This is a genomic window from Cryobacterium sp. M15 (genome assembly GCF_002929675.1).
Lineage (GTDB): Bacteria > Actinomycetota > Actinomycetes > Actinomycetales > Microbacteriaceae > Cryobacterium > Cryobacterium lyxosi.
The window spans coordinates 165427-182869 of record NZ_PJJW01000036.1 but is presented as its reverse complement, the minus strand read 5'-3'; the positions used below and the strand labels follow the sequence as shown (position 1 = coordinate 182869).

Genomic DNA, 17443 nt, shown 5'->3' with positions numbered 1-17443 from the left:
GGCCTATCCGGCGAAGGCGGTGCTCGGCAGGTCGCGCTCGCCGGAGATGATCGCATCGACAATTCGTCGGGCGACATCCGCTGGCTGATAACCGGTAGGCAGCGGCGGTGCTGACCCCTGAATTGGTCTGGTGGCCAGTCCCGTTTCGGTGTGGCCGGGTCGTGCATCAAGAAAGCGGATGCCGTCCCGCCGCATTTCCCGGCCCGCCGCTTGCGCGAATGCAGCGAGGGCTGCCTTCGAGGCCGAGTACGCCGCCATGTTCGCGGTCGGGCGCTCGCTCACAATTCCGCTGAGCGTGACAAAGAACGGATCACGATGCCCGGCGGACGATTCAGTCAGAGCGGGGTGCGCTGCCCGGAGCAAGCGCATTGGTGCCGTCGCGTTCACCGCCATCAAGGTATCGATGGTTTCGTCAGCGACATCCGCCATGGGGCCGAACGCGACGACTCCGGCGGCATTGATGATTCCGTCGAGGCGGCCGTGTGCCGCGAGGGCGGCGGACACGAGCTGTGCGGCCGTGTCCGAATCACTCAGGTCGCCAGCGACCGTCGCTCCAAATGTGCCGAGTTCAGCGAGGCGCTCTGCGCTGCGCCCGTGCAGCGTGAGCAGAGCGCCTTCATCGCTCAGAAGCTGAACAAATTCGCGGCCCAACCCACCGGTAGCGCCGACGACGAGAACGGAAGAACCGGAGAGGGAAGTCATGGCTACAGAGTAGACGAGATGCTGAGTGCTTGCGCAGGATTAGGATTTCGACCCCCCGGCTGGGGTACCATCGTCCAGCGTGAGCATTCCTCAGGTCGTCTGCGTTCGGTTTGTTCGCAAAGATCGGTACGTGCTTGCGCCCGAGTTTCTCACCGGGCAATGTTCGGGCGCCCGGTGAGGAAGGCATTCCTGCGAGGGATTGCCTCGGTGGGACGAGGGGTAGGGCCCTCGTTCCATCGCCCCCACTCGACTAGTCCTGGCGCGCCGAATCGTCATCTGGGCAATCGATGCGCAACTTGTCGCAGAGCATCGTCAGATGTTGCAGTTCACCTTCACTGAGCGTCTCGCCGATGCGCTGGGTAATAGAGTCCATGTGGTCGACGGCGACCCGCCGAAACAGCGCGAGGCCCGAATCCGTCAGTTCGATGATGGCGCCACGCCCGTCGCTTGGGTCGGTGTGCTTGAGCAGGTATCCACGAGAAACCAGCCGGTCGACGAGGCGGCTTACGCTTGGTTGAGTTAGCAATACGTGCTGGTTGAGGTCACGCAAGCGGATGCGCCGGGCCGGCTGCCGAGACAGGTTGAACATCACGTCGTACTCGTTGAGCGAAATGTCCTTCGAGGGAAAATCCGCGGCCAGACTACGCATAATGGCGACCTGAGCCCGAAAAAGGGACTCCCATGCAGCCACCGCAATTATTCGATCCACCACCTGTGGCTCCTCGTTTCGTTCACCACGTCTTTCTTCAAGAATAGAGACTCGACACGGTCGGCGGGCACCGCCCACGACGGTGACGATGGTGATGGCGGCGTGACCTCGATCGGAGATTGTCAGGTGCCTGGCATGAAACTAGCAGGGGATTTTCTCGAGGAGAGGTGGCGCCCGTTACCTATTCGTTATACGTTTTAAGTGCGTCAACCGTTTGCTGTGGCGGATGACGTGAAATGTGATTGCAGGACACTCTTGGTGCAAGGGAAGAGGGTCAGTCGTAGCCTCTGCGACTGGCCCTCAGTCCTGCTATCAGGCGCCGTGCGGGGGCGTCTAGAACAGGTCGGGGCTCGGTGTGGTCGACTGGCGAATGGCGACGTCCGCGTGGCGGTCGAAGCGGTAGCCCACGCCGCGCACTGTGCGCACGATGTCTTCGTAGCGACCGAGCTTGGAGCGCAGGCGGCGAACGTGCACGTCAATGGTGCGCTCGTTCGGGATATCGTCCTCGTCAGCGGAGTTCCAGAGTGAGGCAATGATCTCGGCACGATCGATCGTGCGGCCCTCGCGCAGTACGAGGTATTGCAACAGCTCGAACTCTTTGTAGGTCAGTGCCGCGGTCTCGTTGTCCAGGATGACACGCTTACGGGAGATGTCTACGACGACGCCGCTGCGGGCACGGTCCTGTTCCTGCGGCTCGGCACGGTGCTGGGCCAGGGCGGCGGGGTCCTGGAGGGCCAGACGCACGACGTCGACGTCCCGTCCACCAGCACCCTCGGGAGCCAGGGCGACAGCGGCGTACGTCTCGGCGGACGGGGCGATGTCGGCGGCGAGGGCCTTCAGCGCCTCAACAATGCGGTTCAGGCTCGTGCCGGCTGCGGCCGCTTTGGCCTCATCGATACCGACGTAGAGCACGAAGCCGCGAGCCTCGGTGCCGGTCGGGACGGCGCGAATACGGGGCGCTGTGACGGTCGGCGCCAGTGTCAGGTCGGGACGGCTGAAGGGTGTGGGGCGATTGGCGTGGATGTGTGCGAGAGACATGAGGGGTCCTTGACTGTTCGATCGAGGGGAGCCCGACGAAGCGCGAAGCGATCTTCGTCTGTATAAGCTCCAGTTGGCCCGTGGGGCCGGAGGACGAGTGCTGTAGAAAGCACTCGAGGCGTCGGCCTGACGATTCAGAGGTCGGTCAGGCGTAGGACGCGGAGGGAAGTCTCGGCTAGCGGCACATTCGGCAACAGCGCATGGCGGGGATGCCGGCCATCATCATGGCGGCAGTCCCGGGGGCCTCGAGGGAGGTCAGGGGGCGTGCGCTTGTTGTCATAACTGCGAGTAAAGCGGATTGTGACGCCGTGTGTCAATTCAACGTCGCGGTAAGTCCTCGCATGACGTGCACCACGTTCGCGAGGCCGCGTCCATTTAGGCGATTCGTTGCACCATCACATCATTGTGAAATTTTCCCAGACGAAATGCCGAGAAATCGAAGATTATTGATGTAAACCCGGCTTGGCGTGTCGCTGGTCGCAGGACCTGCATACGTCGGCCGGGTTTACGTCGATCAGGTCGTCAGACCACGCCGTAGAGGCGGTCGCCAGCGTCGCCGAGACCGGGCACGATATAACCCTGTTCGTCAAGTTTCTCGTCCACGGCGCCCAGTACGATCGTGACTTCGCGGCCCGCCAAGGCTTGCTCCACGGCGTCGAGGCCTTCCGGTGCGGCCAGAATGCAGATCGCGGTCACGTCGACAGCGCCACGGTCGAACAGAAAATTAATAGCCGCGATGAGCGACCCGCCGGTGGCGAGCATCGGGTCGAGCACAAAACATTGCCGATCCGAGAGGTCATCGGGTAGCCGCTCGGCGTAGGTTGTGGGCTGCAGCGTTTCTTCGTTGCGGGCCATGCCGAGAAAACCGACCTCGGCGGTGGGCAGTAACTTGACCATGCCCTCGAGCATCCCGAGTCCGGCGCGCAGAATCGGCACGACCAGCGGCTTTGGGTCGCTGATGCGCACGCCCTGAGCCGACGACACGGGGGTCTGCACGGTGACCGCCTCCACGCGCACGCCGCGCGTGCCCTCATAAGCGAGCAGCGTCATGAGCTCTTCCACGAGCGATCTGAACACCGGTGAGGGTGTGTCTTTATCGCGAAGCACGGTGAGCTTGTGCGTAATGAGCGGGTGGTCGGCAACATGGACTCGCATAGGCTTAATTCTACTAGAGGCAATCCCCCCGGTTTGAGGTGACAGATGAGCGCACGAGATCAGCACGCCGAGTGGATGCTGCTCGCCCTGACCGAGGCGCGCTCCGCCCTGGTCTCGGACGACGTGCCTGTTGGAGCCATCGTCGTCGACGCCGCGGGCACAGTGATCGGCCGGGGCCGCAACGAGCGGGAACGGCATCAGGACCCGACCCTGCACGCCGAAGTCGTCGCCATACGGCAGGCGGCCGTGCACACCGGCGACTGGCACCTGACCGACTGCACCCTCATCGTTACGCTCGAACCCTGCGTCATGTGCGCTGGTGCGATTCTCGCCGCACGGGTGCCCACGGTCGTGTTCGGCGCCTGGGATGCAAAAGCGGGCGCGGTCGGATCGGTTTACGACGTGCTGCGCGACCGTCGACTCAACCATCGCGTTGAAGTCTTCGCCGGCGTCAATGACACGGAATGCGGCAAGATCCTCCGCGAGTTTTTCGACGATCCCGCCCGGCGGGCGGCCCATTGAGGTTTACTCCAGTCCCTTGATCACAAAAGTGTCGGTCGGCGGATTGGCCAGGTTTGGATCGAAGAAGATATCCGGCTCGAGATAGATCGTGCGTGCGAGCGGCACCGCAGAGCGAATACGAGTTTCGACGGCGTTGATGTCGGCGGCGATGTCGGCAAACCGGTGCTCGCCGTCGAAGGCGATCTTGGCGCCGACCAGAATCTCATCCGGGCCGAGGTAGAGGGTCTTGAGGTGGATGATGCGCTTCGTCTGTGGGCCGTTCAGAATGGCGGCCTCGATCGCGTCGAGGTCTTTCCTGCTGGCGCCCTCACCCACGAGCAGGCTTTTGGTTTCAATGCCGAGAATAATCGCGACCAAAACGAGCAGTGCGCCAATGGCGAGCGTGCCGACAGCATCCCAGAGCGGCTCATCCGTGATGATGGTCAGACCGACGCCCACGAAGGCGAAGGTAAGACCGGTGAGGGCCGCGACGTCTTCGAGCAGCACGACGGGCAGCTCGGGCGCCTTGGCATGCCGAATGAACTGCACCCAGGTTTCATTTCCTCGCACATGGTTCGACTCTTTGATCGCGGTGCGCAGCGAGAAGCCTTCCAGCACCATCGCGATAGCGAGCACCAGAATCGGCACCCAGGCATTCTCCAGCGGATGCGGGTCCTGCAGCTTGTCGAAGCCTTCATAGAGCGAGAACACCCCGCCGATCGAGAACAGAATGATCGACACCACGAAGGCGTAGACGTAGCGTTCGCGCCCATAGCCAAACGGATGCTCCAGGTCGGCCCGTTTCTTTGCCTTGCGACCGCCCAGCAGCAGGAGGAGCTGGTTGCCGGCATCTGCTACCGAGTGCACGCCCTCGGCGAGCATCGAAGACGACCCCGATAGGCCCCACGCCACGAACTTGGTGACGGCGATGCCCAGATTGGCCGCGAATGCTGCCACGATTGCCTTATTTCCGCCGGATGCGCTCATGAAATCATCCTAGAACTGCATATCGCCCGGGCGCAGGTTGCGCCCGAGGCGACAGTTTTGGGCACCCCGAGTGCGGAAAAAGTAGACTATTTAGATGACTTCTCCCTCGAATGTGACTCTGCCCACGATCGCTTTCCTCGGCGCGGGATCCATGGCCCGCGCCATTCTGGCCGGCCTGCAGAAGCCCGGCGTGACCGTTGAGGGTGGCATTCGGGTCACCAACCGCACCGCAGAAAGGGCCGCTGAACTCGCCGACACCGAAGGCGTCACCGCCTACGCGACCGAGATCGACGCCGACGCCAACCTTAAGGCCATCGACGGCGCCCAGATCGTCATCGTCGCGGTCAAGCCCTACATGGTCGCCGACCTGCTGGCCGAAATCGGCGACTCCCTGGCTCCCGGCACGCTCGTGCTCAGCGTCGCGGCCGGCGTGACCATCGACACCTTCGAATCGCTCCTGCCGAGCGCCGTGCACGTCATCCGCACTATGCCCAACACCCCCGCCGTCGTCGGCATGGCCGTCACCGGCATCAGCGCCGGCACCCGATCCAGCGACGCTGACCTCGAACTCACCCGAGCCCTGTTCGCAACCGTCGGCGACGTGCTGGTCGTGCCCGAGAGCAAGCTCGACGCCCTCAGCACCATCTCCGGCTCCGGCCCGGCCTACGTGTTCTACCTCATCGAACAGCTCACCGAAACGGCCATCAGCAAGGGTTTCACCCCCGAAGAGGCCGCTGTCATGGTCAATGGCACCTTCCTTGGCGCGAGCGCGCTGCTCGCTGTGTCCGACAAGTCACCGAGCGAGTTGCGCCGTCAGGTGACCAGCCCGGCCGGAACGACCGAGCGAGCCGTCCGAGAGCTCGAAAAGGGCGGCCTGAAGGAACTCTTCGACACCGCAACGGATGCCGCCCTCGCTCGCGCGAAAGAACTCGCCGCCTCGTAGCACCGTCGCCGAACGCTACTAACCCAGCGCGGCAAACCGTTCGATATCGGCCTCAGCGCCCGACACGATGATGAGGTCATGGTTGGACACCACGGTCTCCGCGGTCGCATAGGTGAACGGCTTTCCCGGACTTTTGACGCCGACGACGGTCACGTTGTACTTACGGCGCACTCCGGAATCGACGAGGGTGAGTCCACGGATGGGCTTCGGCGGGTACATCTTCACGAGGGCGAAATCATCGTCGAATTCGATGAAGTCGAGCATGCGACCCGACACCAGGTGGGCGACGCGCTCGCCGGCTTCGGCCTCGGGGTAGATGACGTGGTTGGCGCCGATGCGTTCGAGAATCTTGCCGTGTGACTTCGAGATGGCCTTGGCCCAGATCTGTTGAATCTTCAGGTCCACCAGATTGGCGACGATCAGCACGCTGGCTTCCACTGACGATCCGACCGCGCAGACGGCGATCGAGAAATCCTGGGCGCCGATTTGTTGCAGGGCCTCGAGCGAGCGGCCATCCGCTTGAACGGCATGCGTGACCCGCTCTGACCATTTCGACACGAGCGCCTCGCTCGTGTCGACGACGAGCACCTCGCGGCCCAGTCGGTCGAGCTGGCCGGCCGTGGCCGCGCCAAACCGTCCGAGCCCGACGATGAGCACGGGGGCGTCGTGTTTGATGCGATCAACCAACGATGGGTCTCTCTTCCGGGCGTTTGAACAGTTGCCTGCTGTGGCTCGCGGCCAGAGCCGCCGCGAGAGTCACTGTACCAACCCGGCCCATGAACATCGTTGCCGCCATGACGTAGACGCCCTCCGGCGGCAGATCAGCGGTAAGCCCGGTCGACAGGCCGCAGGTAGCGAAAGCGCTGATCACGTCGAAGAGGACGACGTCGAAGGGTTGTTTCGAGATGTGCAGAATGAGGATACTCGCCACCGCGACGGTGGTCGCGCCCCACAGCACGACGCTGACCGACAGGCGCAGGATGTCGCTTGGAATACGGCGGCCGAACGCTTCCATTTCCTGCTTGCCGCGTGCTTCGGCAAAGGCGGCTAGAAAGAGGATGGCCAGGGTCGTGACCTTGATGCCGCCGGCGGTCGACGCCGACCCGCCGCCAATGAACATGAGCATGTCGGTCAGGAGCAAACTGGACCCGTTCAGGTCGCTCACCTCAATGGTCGCGAAGCCGCCCGAGCGCGTCATCACCGACATGAACAACGATTGAAAAATGGTGTCGCCGGCATTGAGCGACCCGAAAGTCTTGGGATTATCGAACTCGAGAATGATGTAGAAGATCATTCCGAGGATCATCAGGGCGATCGTCGTGACGAGTGTCAGCTTGACGTGTACGGACCAGCGGCGCGGCTTGCGCCAGCCGCGCGCGAACGCATAGATCACCGGAAACCCCAGGCTGCCCAGAAAAACACCGATCATGAGCGCGCCAAGAAACCAGTAGTCATCGGCGAACGGGCTGAGGCCACCGGGGTTCGGGTTGAAACCGGTGTTGGTGAAGGCCATGGCAGCGTAGTAGAAGCTATGCCAGACCGCTTCGCCCAGGGGCGCACCGGCTTGCAGCATGCGGGGAAAGAGCAGCGCTGCCACGCTGACCTCGATGACGAACGCGCTGATTGCCACGGTGAGCAGTAGGCTGCCGACCTCGCCGAGACGCACGGTCTGGCCCTCGTTGACCGGCCCGGCGTGAATTCGGGAGGGGTTGGAATCGCTCGCCGCCATCAGTTTTGCGCGCAGCCCGAGTCTGCGTGAGATGACGAGCCCCATCAGTGACGCGAGCGTCAATACGCCGATGCCGCCGATATTGACACCGACGAACACCAGAATATTGCCGAACGCTGACCAGTGGGTGGCCATGTCGACCGTGGTCAATCCGGTCACGCAGATGACCGATACTGCCGTGAAGACGGCGTCGTGCAGTGGGGTGATCGTGCGATCCGCTGCGGCGATCGGTAGCGAGAACAACACGGTGAACACCATGATGAGCGCGGAAAACACCAGAATGGCGAACCGCGATGGTGACTTGTGAGCGAGCGAGTCCACTTCGTCGCGCATCCGCCTCACAATGGTGAGCGGTCTCGGAAAGAACGGTTCAGTTCCGGTTCTCAACGACACCTGGAACCCCCGATAAGCCTGCGACTATTACCAGTTTGAAACTGTACTACCCGGCGTTGGTCATTACCCAGTAGTAATGACTACCCTGAGGTTATGGCAGACATCTTCACCGTGGTGGCGGACTCGGCGCGACGGGATATCTTGCGCATCCTCTTGGAGCGCGCAGTTCCGTCCGGTGAAATTCGCGGTCCGTCCCGGGACGTGCGTGGCGAGCTGAGCGTGTCCGACATCGTCGGGCACCTGGGGCTGAGTCAGCCCACCGTCTCCAAGCACCTCAAGGTGTTGCGCGAGGCCGGTTTGGTCACCGTTCGCGAAGAGGGGCAGCACCGCTTCTACCGGCTGGAGTACTCGCCGCTCGAAGAGATTGAGGATTGGTTGATTCCCTTCCTGAGTGTCGACTTCGACCAGGCCGTCAAGGACGTGGATCTGGAGGCCGATGCCGGCCTGAAAGATGAGCAGCGTGCATTCGCCTCGGCTATTGGCAAGGCCTTCGCCGATGCCTCGCAAATGTCGCACGTCGTCAAAGATGCCACGGCAAAAAAGTGGCGCAGAAACGGCTGAACGAGGCCCGATCCGGCAGCTGAGTAGTTGGAGCCGGTTTTGTCCGGTAGAATGGTGTTTTCGTGTCAGTCGCGGGCCCCGCGACTAAACCAATACTTGTGAGGTCCGTGTGGGTTCTGTAATAAAGAAGCGACGCAAGCGTATGGCGAAGAAGAAGCACCGCAAGCTGCTTCGCAAGACTCGCCACCAGCGTCGCAATAAGAAGTAGATCGACTGCGTAGTTATCTAGCTGCTCGTTGAGCAAAGCGCTAGCCCTTCGGGACTGGCGCTTTTTGCTGTCTGCCGCTCGGGGTGTCGTGCCCGTGCGCCCCGGCACGAAGTCGCCGTAGGCTGGAACCATGCCCACCGCACACCTGATCCTGATCGGCAAGCCTGGTTGTCACCTCTGCGACGACGCACGTGACCTCGTCGGCAGTGTCGTGGCCAAACTCGCCGACGACGTGTCGGCCCCAGAGATCACGTTCGAGGAACGTTCCATTCTCGATGACGCCGAGCTGCACGAGCGCTACCTGGAGGACATCCCGGTGCTCCTCATCAACGGCAAAGTGCACAACTATTGGCGCATCGATCCCGTACGCCTGCGTACCGCCCTATTGGAGGTCTCATGACCATTCGTCACATCGTCTGCTGGAAGCTCAACGCGCTGACCCCGCGTAAGAAGGCCGAGGATGCCGCTGGCATCGTGGCCGGCCTCGAGGCTCTAGTAGGCGTCGTTCCCGAGATTCGTGCTCTGACGGTCGGGCCGGATGTTGCCGGCAACGAAAACTGGGACGTCGCCCTCATCGCCGACTTCGACGATCTCGAGGCCCTCGACCGCTATCAGAGGCACCCGGAGCACAAGAAGGTCGGCGCATTCATCCGCACCGTCGTCGCCGATCGCCTGGCCGTCGACCTCGAGGTCTAACCCGGCGCCAGCGGTATTTCCCGGTCGCCGGCATTAGCGGGCGTAGCTCATGCCGGTCAGTTTGCGACTCGCCGGGCCAAACGGGTGCTGCCGCCGGCCTATCGCAGATTATGCCGGCTTTACGCACCCCGCGGCCCGAACGAGAAGCCGAAGCTACGGCTCCAGGCGGGTCGGGCCGCGGAACAGGTAGGTGACCTCGCGAATCGATGCCTGGTGCAGCATGAGCATCAAGACCCGGGCCAGGCCCATGCCGAAACCGCCGTGCGAAGGAACTCCGTAGCGGAAGAAGTCGAGGTAGCCCTCGATTTCCTTCGGGTCGAGGCCCTTCTCGATGGCCTGAGCTTCGAGCACCTCGATGCGGTGCTCGCGCTGGGCGCCGGTGGAGATCTCGGTGCCGTTGAAGATGAGGTCATAGCTCTTGGTGATCGACGCGTCGCCGTCGTGACGCATGTGATAAAACGGGCGGATGCTCGAGGCATAGTCGGTGAGGAACACGAATTCGTGCCCATATTTCTCGGCCACGTAGGCGGCGATCTGGCGTTCGCCCTCCGGGTCCATGTCGTCGTCGTCGCGGGGAACCTCGTAGCCGCGGCTCTTGACGATCTCCTTGGCCTCGGCCAGGGGAATGCGCGGGAACGGCGTGCTCGGAACGGTCACTTCAACGTCGAACAGGTCCTTGACCTCGTCTCCGTGCTTTTTCTGTACGGCGGTGAACCCGGCGACCATGAGGTCTTCGTGCAGCGTCATGACGTCGTCGTGGCTGTCTATCCAGCTGATCTCACTGTCGACGCTCGTGAACTCGGTGGCGTGCCGGCTCGTGAACGAGGGGTCGGCTCGGAACGCCGGGCCTACCTCGAAGATTTTGCCGAAGCCAGCCGACTGGGCCATCTGCTTGAAAAACTGCGGGCTCTGCGCAAGGTAGGCCTTGGTGTCGAAATAGCCCACCTCGAACAATTCGGCGCGCGACTCACTCGCACTCGCCATGAGCTTGGGGGTGTGCAGTTCGATGAAGTCGTGTTCGATCCAGTACGTGCGCAGCGCGTGCTCGAACGTGGTCTGGATACGGAAGATGAGGTTCTGCCTGGGGTTGCGCAGGTCGAGGAAGCGCCAGTCCATGCGCTTGTCGAGGCTTGAGTCGGCCGCGATCGGCGTCTCCGGAATGGCGGCCGACACCACTGTCAGGGTGCTGAGCTTGATCTCGATGCCGCCGAGCTTGACCCGTTCGTCGTGCTTGAGCTGGCCCGTCACGGTGACGAAGGTGCCCTGGGCGAGGCCCGAGATGCTGGTAGCTGGCTCGTCGGCGACGACGACGCCATCGGCATCCGTCGTGCGAGGGTTGACCAGCTGCACGGCGCCGGATTCGTCGCGCAGAACGACGAATTGCACCTTTTTCTGGTCTCGAACGGTATCGACCCAGCCGGACACCGATACGGGGCCGTCGTCGAGAGCGGACAGGTTCTTGATCAATACGCGCGAAGTCACACTTCGAGTTTAGCCGGAGCCGCCCGAGCGGCCCGCTCACGGCGGTTTCTAGGCTGACCCCTCCGTAGAATAGTTGAGTGGTAGCCAGTCAAGTGCATCTCGTGCGTCACGGTGAGGTTTTCAACCCCGAACGCGTGCTCTACGGACGGTTGCCGCAGTACCGGCTCTCCGAGCGAGGCGTGCTTATGGCTGCTGCTGCCGCGGAGGAATTAGTGGAACGTGGCCGTGCGGTCGTGCGCGTCGTCGCCTCGCCCCTGCAACGCGCGCAGGAATCGGCCGCGCCGATCGCAGCGGCCTTCGCGCTCGCGATCGACACCGACGAACGCATCATCGAACCGACGAATGCCTTCGAGGGCAAGCGGATGCGTGGCCCCGACGGCGCGTTGCGCGACCCGCGCAACTGGCCGGCCCTGATCAACCCGTTGAAACCGAGTTGGGGAGAACCCTTCCGGTCGATCTCTGCCCGCATGCTCGCGGCGATCGACGACGCCTGGAACTCGGTCGATGAGGGTGACGTCGTGCTGGTCAGTCACCAGCTGCCGATCTGGATGGTACATCAAGCGCTGGCTCATGAACGCCTCGCCCACGACCCGCGCAAACGCCGGTGCGACCTGTCGAGCATCACGACCCTGTGCTGGCACGGCGACCATTTCGCTGAAACCGCCTACGTCAGCCCGGCGCTGGCACTTCTTGACCCAAGCAACGATGTGGGTGCTGTATGAATCGCCACCGTGTGAACCAACGCCGCCGCATCGGCCCCCTGCTGGCCGGGCTGGCCGCCGGTACCCTGTTGCTCTCGGGTTGCTCCGCTGACCCGCTCGCGGACCAGTACCGGGAAGGCTCGAACAAGGGTTTCATCGCCGGCGACGGAAGTGTCACCGAGATTGCCGTCGCCGATCGCGGTGACGCCATTGACTTCTCCGGCGTGACAGAGACGGGCGAGGCGGTCACCAGCGCCGACACGCTCGGTGAAGTTCTCGTGGTCAACTTTTGGTACGCGAGCTGTGCACCGTGCCGCGCCGAGGCATCTGACCTACAGGGCCTCAACGCGAAGTTTGAAAACAAGGGCGCGAGTTTTCTCGGTGTCAATGTGCGAGACCAGGCCCCGAACGCCATCGCATTCAACGAGACCTACAGTGTGACCTACCCCTCGGTGCTGGATGTTGATACCGGAGCCATGCAACTCGCGTTCAGCGGCAGCATTCCGCCGAACGCCGTGCCGACCACCCTGGTGCTCGACGCCGAAGGGCGGATCGCGGCGCGCATTCTGGGCCAGGTCACCTCGCCGTCCATTCTGGAGACTCTGATTCGGGACACGATCGCGGAGACTGGCACGACCGAGTGAACAATCCTTTCGGAGAGATCGTCTTCAGCGGCCAGCTACTCTTCGCTATTCCCATCGCACTCCTCGCCGGCCTCGTGTCGTTCGCCTCACCGTGCATCCTGCCGCTCGTTCCCGGTTACCTCGCCTACATCGGCGGCTTCGCGGACGGACGCACCGGCGCCTCCCAGCGTGATCGTCGCGGCCGTACCCGGCTCCTGGCCGGGGTCGGCCTGTTCGTGCTCGGCTTCACCGTGGTGTTCGTGCTCACCGGCGTGGTCTTCGGTGCAGCCGGATTCTGGCTCAACTCCTACCGCGACCTGATCACGCGCCTCGCCGGCGTGGTCGTCATCCTGCTGGGCCTGGTTTTCGTCGGCCAGTTCGGTGCCATGCAACGCACCGTGAAGACCAACTGGCGCCCCAAAATGGGTCTCGCCGGCGCCCCCGTACTCGGTGCGGTCTTCGCGGTGGGCTGGACGCCGTGCACCGGGCCCACGCTCACGGCCATCAACTCGCTCAGTCTCGGCACCGGGTCGCCCTGGCAGGGCGGACTGCTCGCCCTCTTCTACTCCCTCGGCCTCGGAATTCCTTTCCTCCTGATCGCCCTCGGCCTCAACTGGGCCACCGGATCGGTCGCATTCCTCAAACGGCATATTCGTGCCATCAACCTGTTCGGCGGTGTTCTGCTCGTCGTCATCGGAGTACTCATGGTGAGTGGCATCTGGAACACCTGGCTCCTCGATTTGCAAGGGGTGATTGGCAACTTTGTCCCGGCCATCTGACCATTACGATTCCCGCCGCGAGGCGCCGCAGGCCGGTGTCGTGCAGCCCAAGCTCGGCCTGACCGGCTGGCTGCGCTGGTTCTGGCGTCAACTCACGAGCATGCGAACGGCCCTCTTTCTGCTGCTCATGCTCGCCATCGCGTCCATTCCAGGTTCGCTCGTGCCGCAACGCACGAGTGACCCGAACGGGGTCACCCAGTACTTCACCGACAACCCCGACCTGGCGCCGATTCTTGACAAACTGCAGGCTTTCGACGTCTACACCTCGGCCTGGTTCTCGTCGATCTACCTGCTCCTGTTCATCTCGCTTATCGGCTGCGTCATTCCGCGCACCAAACATCACTTTCAGGCCCTGCGCGCCAAGCCGCCGACCACGCCGGCTCGCCTCGGACGCCTGTTTGGTTTCACCACGCAAGACGCGCCGGCGCACACGGATGCCCGCGATGCCATCACGCACGCCCGCACCGTCCTGAAATCCAGCGGCTACCGCGTTGCGCGCTTTGATTCCGACACCGAGTCATCCGTTTCGGCCGAGCGTGGCTACCTGCGGGAGACCGGAAACCTTGTCTTTCACGCTGCGCTGGTGGGTATTCTGATCACCGTTGGATTCGGTGGCGGCTATGGTTTCAGCGGCCAGCGAGTGCTCGTCGAGGGCCAGACCTTCGTGAACACGCTGCTCGCCTACGACTCTTTCAACCCGGGACGATTCTTCGACGACACCACTCTCGACCCGTACACCCTGAGCCTGGATGACTTCTCGGTCTCCTACGAACAACGGAACCTGCAGGCCTACGGCCAGCCGATCGACTTTACCGCCGACGTGACCGTCACGCCCAAGGCCGAGGCGGCTGAGCCCGGCGCCGTCAAGGTCAACGGACCGCTACGCACCAACGGTACGAGCATCTACCTGCTCGGCAACGGGTACGCACCGACCATCCAGGTGACGGCCCCCGACGGTACCGTCGTCTTTTCAGACTCGGTGCCATTCTTGCCGCAGGACGCCAACCTCACCTCGCTCGGCATCGTGAAAGTACCCGACGGACTGGCGGAGCAGCTCGGCATGATCGGCTTCTTCTATCCCACTCAGGACAAAGCGGCCTCCGGCGCGAACTTCTCCAGCTACCCCGACCTCGAATACCCGCTGCTCACGCTGAACGTCTATACCGGCGACCTCGGTCTCAATGCCGGCGTGCCGACATCCGTTTATGCCCTCGACACCGACACCCTGACGCAGCAGACCGGCGGTAAGACCGATGTTGCCTCGATCGAGCTCAAGCCGGGAGAATCGGCCGCGCTGCCCGGTGACCTCGGCACCGTCAGCTTCATCGACAACAATCCGGCGTCCTCGGCGGCCGGCGATTTCACCCAGTCGGTCCCGCGCTTTGCGAGCTTCGACATTCACCACGACCCCACACAGATCTGGCTGATCTCCTTCTCCATGCTCGTATTGTTCGGCCTGTTCACCGGGCTGCTCGTGCCGCGTCGCCGTGTTTGGGTGAAGGCAACGACCCGAGCCGACGGAACCGTACACCTCGAATACGCGGGCCTCGCCCGTGGCGATGACCCGGCCCTCGAGGCCGCCGTCAGCGCGGTGGCCACGCGTCATCTCAAGCTGTTGAAGACCCACCAAACCGTCGTCGCCACCCCCGAATCGACTTAGGATTGCACTGTGAATCTGATTGACTCCGCGCTGCTCAACTCGTACTCGCTCTATGCGCTGTATTCGGCAATGGCCATCTACGCCCTCGCTTTCATCGCTTTCGCAGTCGACCTCGCGCGTCGTTCGAGCGCCGTGGGTGCGATTGAAGCCGCCGACCTGGGCGAAACAGATGCTGCCTCCTCGGCCGGGTTTGCCGCGTCCGCCGGCAGCACCGTCACCCTGAAGCGACCCGTGCTGTCGCGCATCAGCGCCCGCATGGACGACGACGCGGCGCTGCCGTACGGCCGCTCGTCGAGCCTGCGCGTGGGAGTTGCGCTCACCGTACTGGGCTGGGCGTTGCACCTCGCGGCTACCATCATGCGCGGCTTCGCGGCCGACCGGGTGCCGTGGGCGAACATGTACGAGTTCGCGCTGACGGGCACGCTGCTCATCATGACGGTGTTCCTGATCGTGCTGATCCGCGCCGACCTGCGTTTTCTCGGCACCTTCGTCACCGGTCTCGTGCTGGTACTGCTCGGCGTGGCAGCCCTGCAGTTCTATGTGGAAGTTGCTCCACTGCCGCCGGCACTGCAGTCGGCCTGGCTAGTCATCCACGTCTTCGTGGCGTCGTTGGCCACCGGGATGTTCGCGCTCGGCTTCGCGCTGTCGACCGTGCAACTGCTGCAGTTCCGTCGCGAAAACAGAACGCTCGAGGCCGCCGCGGCGCGCTCGGCTGTGGCATCCGGTCGGCGCCTGCGTTTTCTGGCCACCTTGCCGTCGTCGGCGACACTGGAAAACCTCGCCTACCGCATCAACATCATCGGCTTCATTCTGTGGACCTTCACCCTCATGGCTGGTTCGATTTGGGCCGAACAGGCCTGGGGGCGGTACTGGGGCTGGGACACCAAAGAGGTGTGGACCTTCATCATCTGGGTCATCTACGCCGGTTATATCCACGCTCGCGCAACCCGCGGCTGGCGCGGATCGCGTTCGGCCTGGCTGGCGATCATCGGTTTTTCCGCGGTCATGTTCAACTTCGGCATCGTCAATGTGTTCTTCAAGGGCCTGCACGCTTACTCGGGCCTGTAGCCCTTCGGTTGCCGCTACTCAGCAGCGAGCAGTGCGTGCGAGCGCGCGAGGCGCGCGAGCCACCAGTCGCGACGCTCAGGACTGGCCGCGTGCTGAGTGAGGAGAGCAGCGTCTGGCACGACGCGGCGTACCGGGATGGCCCCCGCGACCGGGAGCAGCGGATTGTCCGTGACATCCTCGGCGAGCAGTGAGGCGGTGCCGAGACCACAGTCGAAGTACAGCCCAGGAACGGATGCCGCGAGGTGCGCGCCCATCGAGAGTCCGATCGACGTGTCGAGGGCGCTGGAGACCACGACAGGCAGCCCGGTCTGACCGATGATCGACAGTGCGGCGCGGATGCCCCCAAGCGGCTGGGCCTTGATGACGAGAATGTCGGCGGCGCCGGCCCGCGCCACGGCGAGCGGGTCGCCGCTCTTGCGCACGCTCTCGTCGGCGGCGATCGGTACGCTCAGGTAGGTTGTGCGCTGGCGAATCTCGGCCAGTTCGGGCACGCTCATGCACGGCTGTTCGACGTATTCCAGGTCGAAAGCGCTCAGTGCGTGAATGGCGTGTTCGGCTTCGTCCACGTTCCACAGGCCGTTCGCATCGATGCGGATACGACCCTCCGGACCGAGCACGCGACGTACCTCGGCCACCCGGGCTACGTCGTCGGCCAGGGCTTGATCCGGGCTGGCGACCTTGACTTTTGCCGTGCGACAACCGGGAAAACGTGCGAGCACTTCGGCGACCTTGCCCGCTGGCACGGCCGGCACGGTGGCGTTGACTGGAATGCTCGTACGCAGGGCGTGCGGCGTGCTCTGCCAACCGAAGTCGATCGCGGCGCGCAACCAGTTGGCGGCCTCGGCATCATCGTATTCCACGAACGGGGAGAACTCAGTCCAGCCCTCCGGGCCTTCCAGCAGCAGTGCTTCCCGATTGTCCAGCCCGCGAAACCGGTCGAACAATTTCAGGGAGACGACGTGCGCGGAACCGAGTAACTCATCCAGTGAGGGCAACATGGACCCAGTGTGTCAGTCTCCGGCTGGGTAGACGGCCAGAGCCTCCTCATCCCGCCCGTACAGCTCGGCGCCATCGATCTCGATCTCGACCTGGATCGATTCGATGGAACGGTCGCTGGGCGAACATGATTTCTTGTCGCACACGGTGTCGATGCGGTCTAAGGCTCGTCCTTCACAACGCCCGGCTGCACTGCCGGAGAGCCGGATTCCGGAACGATTTGCAGCCCGCCGGAGGAATTTGCCGTCGCCATGAGCGCTTCGATCCACTCGCGGTTGAGCGTGGGCGCACGGCTGCCAAAATACTTGTAGGCGACGGGGATTCCTGGGTGAAGCCAAATCGTGATGCGTCCGTCGCCAACCTGCGGCTCGTCGCGCCACGTGAAGTAGAACGATTCCCCACGGCGCAGCTTGGCACCGATCACGACCTGTATATGGGCGAGCACGCGATCGTCAAAGTCTGCGGTAAGGGTCGAGTCGTAGGTTAGTTTTCCCATGTCGCGCTCCTGCTGG

Annotated in this window: 22 protein-coding genes; 11 read left to right on the top strand and 11 right to left on the bottom strand. The window is 63.3% G+C overall.

Features of this window, described 5'->3' with window-relative positions; translation table 11 throughout:
- Positions 1-3: 3 nt before the first annotated feature.
- The 4 genes from CXY83_RS08420 to upp all read right to left on the bottom strand — a co-directional run bounded on the left by CXY83_RS08420 (position 4) and on the right by upp (position 3604).
- The gene (locus CXY83_RS08420; RefSeq protein WP_104196910.1) at positions 4-702 is read right to left on the bottom strand and encodes an SDR family oxidoreductase; all 699 of its coding nucleotides are present in this window, start codon (positions 700-702) and stop codon (positions 4-6) included.
- Between the two features lie 250 nt (positions 703-952).
- A complete protein-coding gene (locus tag CXY83_RS08415) occupies positions 953-1351 on the bottom strand; it encodes a MarR family winged helix-turn-helix transcriptional regulator (protein ID WP_104196950.1) in 399 nt (132 codons plus the stop codon).
- 393 nt (positions 1352-1744) lie between these two features.
- Entirely contained in the window at positions 1745-2449 is a 705-nt protein-coding gene (locus CXY83_RS08410) for a winged helix-turn-helix domain-containing protein (RefSeq protein WP_104196909.1), read from the bottom strand.
- 522 nt (positions 2450-2971) lie between these two features.
- On the bottom strand, positions 2972-3604 hold the full coding sequence (upp, locus tag CXY83_RS08405) for a uracil phosphoribosyltransferase (RefSeq protein WP_104196908.1): 633 nt from the start codon (positions 3602-3604) through the stop codon (positions 2972-2974).
- A gap of 45 nt (positions 3605-3649) precedes the next feature.
- Between upp and tadA the strand changes: the two genes are divergently transcribed.
- Positions 3650-4126 (top strand): tRNA adenosine(34) deaminase TadA, encoded by a 477-nt coding sequence (tadA, locus tag CXY83_RS08400; RefSeq protein WP_104196907.1) that lies wholly within the window; start codon positions 3650-3652, stop codon positions 4124-4126.
- 3 nt (positions 4127-4129) lie between these two features.
- On the opposite strand, the gene CXY83_RS08395 is transcribed toward tadA, so the two are convergent.
- Positions 4130-5092 carry a cation diffusion facilitator family transporter gene (locus CXY83_RS08395; RefSeq protein ID WP_104196906.1) on the bottom strand — a complete coding sequence of 321 codons (963 nt, stop codon included), beginning with the start codon at positions 5090-5092 and terminating at the stop codon, positions 4130-4132.
- Between the two features lie 94 nt (positions 5093-5186).
- Here CXY83_RS08395 and proC point away from each other — a divergent pair, with 94 nt between their 5' ends.
- Positions 5187-6035 carry a pyrroline-5-carboxylate reductase gene (gene proC / locus CXY83_RS08390; RefSeq protein ID WP_104196905.1) on the top strand — a complete coding sequence of 283 codons (849 nt, stop codon included), beginning with the start codon at positions 5187-5189 and terminating at the stop codon, positions 6033-6035.
- 18 nt (positions 6036-6053) lie between these two features.
- Here the strand turns inward: proC and CXY83_RS08385 are convergent, their stop codons facing one another.
- The gene (locus CXY83_RS08385) at positions 6054-6722 is read right to left on the bottom strand and encodes a TrkA family potassium uptake protein (RefSeq protein WP_104196904.1); all 669 of its coding nucleotides are present in this window, start codon (positions 6720-6722) and stop codon (positions 6054-6056) included.
- A complete protein-coding gene (locus CXY83_RS08380) occupies positions 6715-8097 on the bottom strand; it encodes a TrkH family potassium uptake protein (protein ID WP_104196903.1) in 1383 nt (460 codons plus the stop codon). Before CXY83_RS08380 ends, CXY83_RS08385 begins: the two co-directional genes overlap by 8 nt.
- A gap of 153 nt (positions 8098-8250) precedes the next feature.
- Between CXY83_RS08380 and CXY83_RS08375 the strand changes: the two genes are divergently transcribed.
- The 4 genes from CXY83_RS08375 to CXY83_RS08360 all read left to right on the top strand — a co-directional run bounded on the left by CXY83_RS08375 (position 8251) and on the right by CXY83_RS08360 (position 9622).
- Entirely contained in the window at positions 8251-8718 is a 468-nt protein-coding gene (locus tag CXY83_RS08375) for a helix-turn-helix transcriptional regulator (RefSeq protein ID WP_104196902.1), read from the top strand.
- A gap of 109 nt (positions 8719-8827) precedes the next feature.
- Positions 8828-8926: a 30S ribosomal protein bS22 gene (locus CXY83_RS08370; protein WP_003792170.1), complete on the top strand. Its 99-nt coding sequence runs from the start codon at positions 8828-8830 to the stop codon at positions 8924-8926.
- 130 nt (positions 8927-9056) lie between these two features.
- On the top strand, positions 9057-9326 hold the full coding sequence (locus CXY83_RS08365; RefSeq protein WP_104196901.1) for a glutaredoxin family protein: 270 nt from the start codon (positions 9057-9059) through the stop codon (positions 9324-9326).
- A complete protein-coding gene (locus CXY83_RS08360; protein WP_104196900.1) occupies positions 9323-9622 on the top strand; it encodes a Dabb family protein in 300 nt (99 codons plus the stop codon). The genes CXY83_RS08365 and CXY83_RS08360 overlap by 4 nt, the downstream gene beginning before the upstream one ends.
- Positions 9623-9775: 153 nt before the next feature.
- Here the strand turns inward: CXY83_RS08360 and aspS are convergent, their stop codons facing one another.
- Positions 9776-11089, bottom strand: coding sequence for an aspartate--tRNA(Asn) ligase (aspS, locus tag CXY83_RS08355; protein WP_104196899.1), 1314 nt, complete (start codon positions 11087-11089; stop codon positions 9776-9778).
- Between the two features lie 92 nt (positions 11090-11181).
- Here aspS and CXY83_RS08350 point away from each other — a divergent pair, with 92 nt between their 5' ends.
- The 5 genes from CXY83_RS08350 to ccsB are packed head-to-tail and all read left to right on the top strand — an operon-like array spanning position 11182 to position 15935.
- Positions 11182-11826: a histidine phosphatase family protein gene (locus CXY83_RS08350; protein WP_104196898.1), complete on the top strand. Its 645-nt coding sequence runs from the start codon at positions 11182-11184 to the stop codon at positions 11824-11826.
- The gene (locus CXY83_RS08345) at positions 11823-12449 is read left to right on the top strand and encodes a TlpA disulfide reductase family protein (RefSeq protein WP_104196897.1); all 627 of its coding nucleotides are present in this window, start codon (positions 11823-11825) and stop codon (positions 12447-12449) included. The genes CXY83_RS08350 and CXY83_RS08345 overlap by 4 nt, the downstream gene beginning before the upstream one ends.
- Positions 12446-13207: a cytochrome c biogenesis CcdA family protein gene (locus CXY83_RS08340; protein WP_104196896.1), complete on the top strand. Its 762-nt coding sequence runs from the start codon at positions 12446-12448 to the stop codon at positions 13205-13207. Before CXY83_RS08345 ends, CXY83_RS08340 begins: the two co-directional genes overlap by 4 nt.
- Entirely contained in the window at positions 13191-14867 is a 1677-nt protein-coding gene (locus CXY83_RS08335; RefSeq protein ID WP_104196895.1) for a cytochrome c biogenesis protein ResB, read from the top strand. Before CXY83_RS08340 ends, CXY83_RS08335 begins: the two co-directional genes overlap by 17 nt.
- Before the next feature lie 18 nt (positions 14868-14885).
- Positions 14886-15935: a c-type cytochrome biogenesis protein CcsB gene (gene ccsB / locus CXY83_RS08330; protein ID WP_104196949.1), complete on the top strand. Its 1050-nt coding sequence runs from the start codon at positions 14886-14888 to the stop codon at positions 15933-15935.
- Positions 15936-15949: 14 nt separating this feature from the next.
- On the opposite strand, the gene CXY83_RS08325 is transcribed toward ccsB, so the two are convergent.
- The 3 genes from CXY83_RS08325 to CXY83_RS08320 are packed head-to-tail and all read right to left on the bottom strand — an operon-like array spanning position 15950 to position 17427.
- Entirely contained in the window at positions 15950-16933 is a 984-nt protein-coding gene (locus CXY83_RS08325) for an o-succinylbenzoate synthase (RefSeq protein WP_104196894.1), read from the bottom strand.
- Positions 16934-16945: 12 nt separating this feature from the next.
- Positions 16946-17077: a hypothetical protein gene (locus tag CXY83_RS18355; protein WP_255408746.1), complete on the bottom strand. Its 132-nt coding sequence runs from the start codon at positions 17075-17077 to the stop codon at positions 16946-16948.
- 14 nt (positions 17078-17091) lie between these two features.
- On the bottom strand, positions 17092-17427 hold the full coding sequence (locus tag CXY83_RS08320; RefSeq protein ID WP_104196893.1) for an ATP-dependent DNA ligase: 336 nt from the start codon (positions 17425-17427) through the stop codon (positions 17092-17094).
- Positions 17428-17443: the final 16 nt, after the last annotated feature.

What these genes read in the sequence shown, in the direction of transcription:
- CXY83_RS08410 (WP_104196909.1), bottom strand. Translation starts at nt 2,449, where the DNA reads ATGTCTCTCGCACACATCCACGCCAATCGCCCCACACCCTTCAGCCGT.
- CXY83_RS08375 (WP_104196902.1), top strand. Translation starts at nt 8,251, where the DNA reads ATGGCAGACATCTTCACCGTGGTGGCGGACTCGGCGCGACGGGATATC.
- CXY83_RS08325 (WP_104196894.1), bottom strand. Translation starts at nt 16,933, where the DNA reads ATGTTGCCCTCACTGGATGAGTTACTCGGTTCCGCGCACGTCGTCTCC.
- CXY83_RS08380 (WP_104196903.1), bottom strand. Translation starts at nt 8,097, where the DNA reads ATGCGCGACGAAGTGGACTCGCTCGCTCACAAGTCACCATCGCGGTTC.
- upp (WP_104196908.1), bottom strand. Translation starts at nt 3,604, where the DNA reads ATGCGAGTCCATGTTGCCGACCACCCGCTCATTACGCACAAGCTCACC.
- CXY83_RS08345 (WP_104196897.1), top strand. Translation starts at nt 11,823, where the DNA reads ATGAATCGCCACCGTGTGAACCAACGCCGCCGCATCGGCCCCCTGCTG.
- CXY83_RS08395 (WP_104196906.1), bottom strand. Translation starts at nt 5,092, where the DNA reads ATGAGCGCATCCGGCGGAAATAAGGCAATCGTGGCAGCATTCGCGGCC.
- tadA (WP_104196907.1), top strand. Translation starts at nt 3,650, where the DNA reads ATGAGCGCACGAGATCAGCACGCCGAGTGGATGCTGCTCGCCCTGACC.
- CXY83_RS08320 (WP_104196893.1), bottom strand. Translation starts at nt 17,427, where the DNA reads ATGGGAAAACTAACCTACGACTCGACCCTTACCGCAGACTTTGACGAT.
- CXY83_RS08420 (WP_104196910.1), bottom strand. Translation starts at nt 702, where the DNA reads ATGACTTCCCTCTCCGGTTCTTCCGTTCTCGTCGTCGGCGCTACCGGT.
- proC (WP_104196905.1), top strand. Translation starts at nt 5,187, where the DNA reads ATGACTTCTCCCTCGAATGTGACTCTGCCCACGATCGCTTTCCTCGGC.
- CXY83_RS08365 (WP_104196901.1), top strand. Translation starts at nt 9,057, where the DNA reads ATGCCCACCGCACACCTGATCCTGATCGGCAAGCCTGGTTGTCACCTC.
- CXY83_RS08415 (WP_104196950.1), bottom strand. Translation starts at nt 1,351, where the DNA reads ATGCGTAGTCTGGCCGCGGATTTTCCCTCGAAGGACATTTCGCTCAAC.
- CXY83_RS08360 (WP_104196900.1), top strand. Translation starts at nt 9,323, where the DNA reads ATGACCATTCGTCACATCGTCTGCTGGAAGCTCAACGCGCTGACCCCG.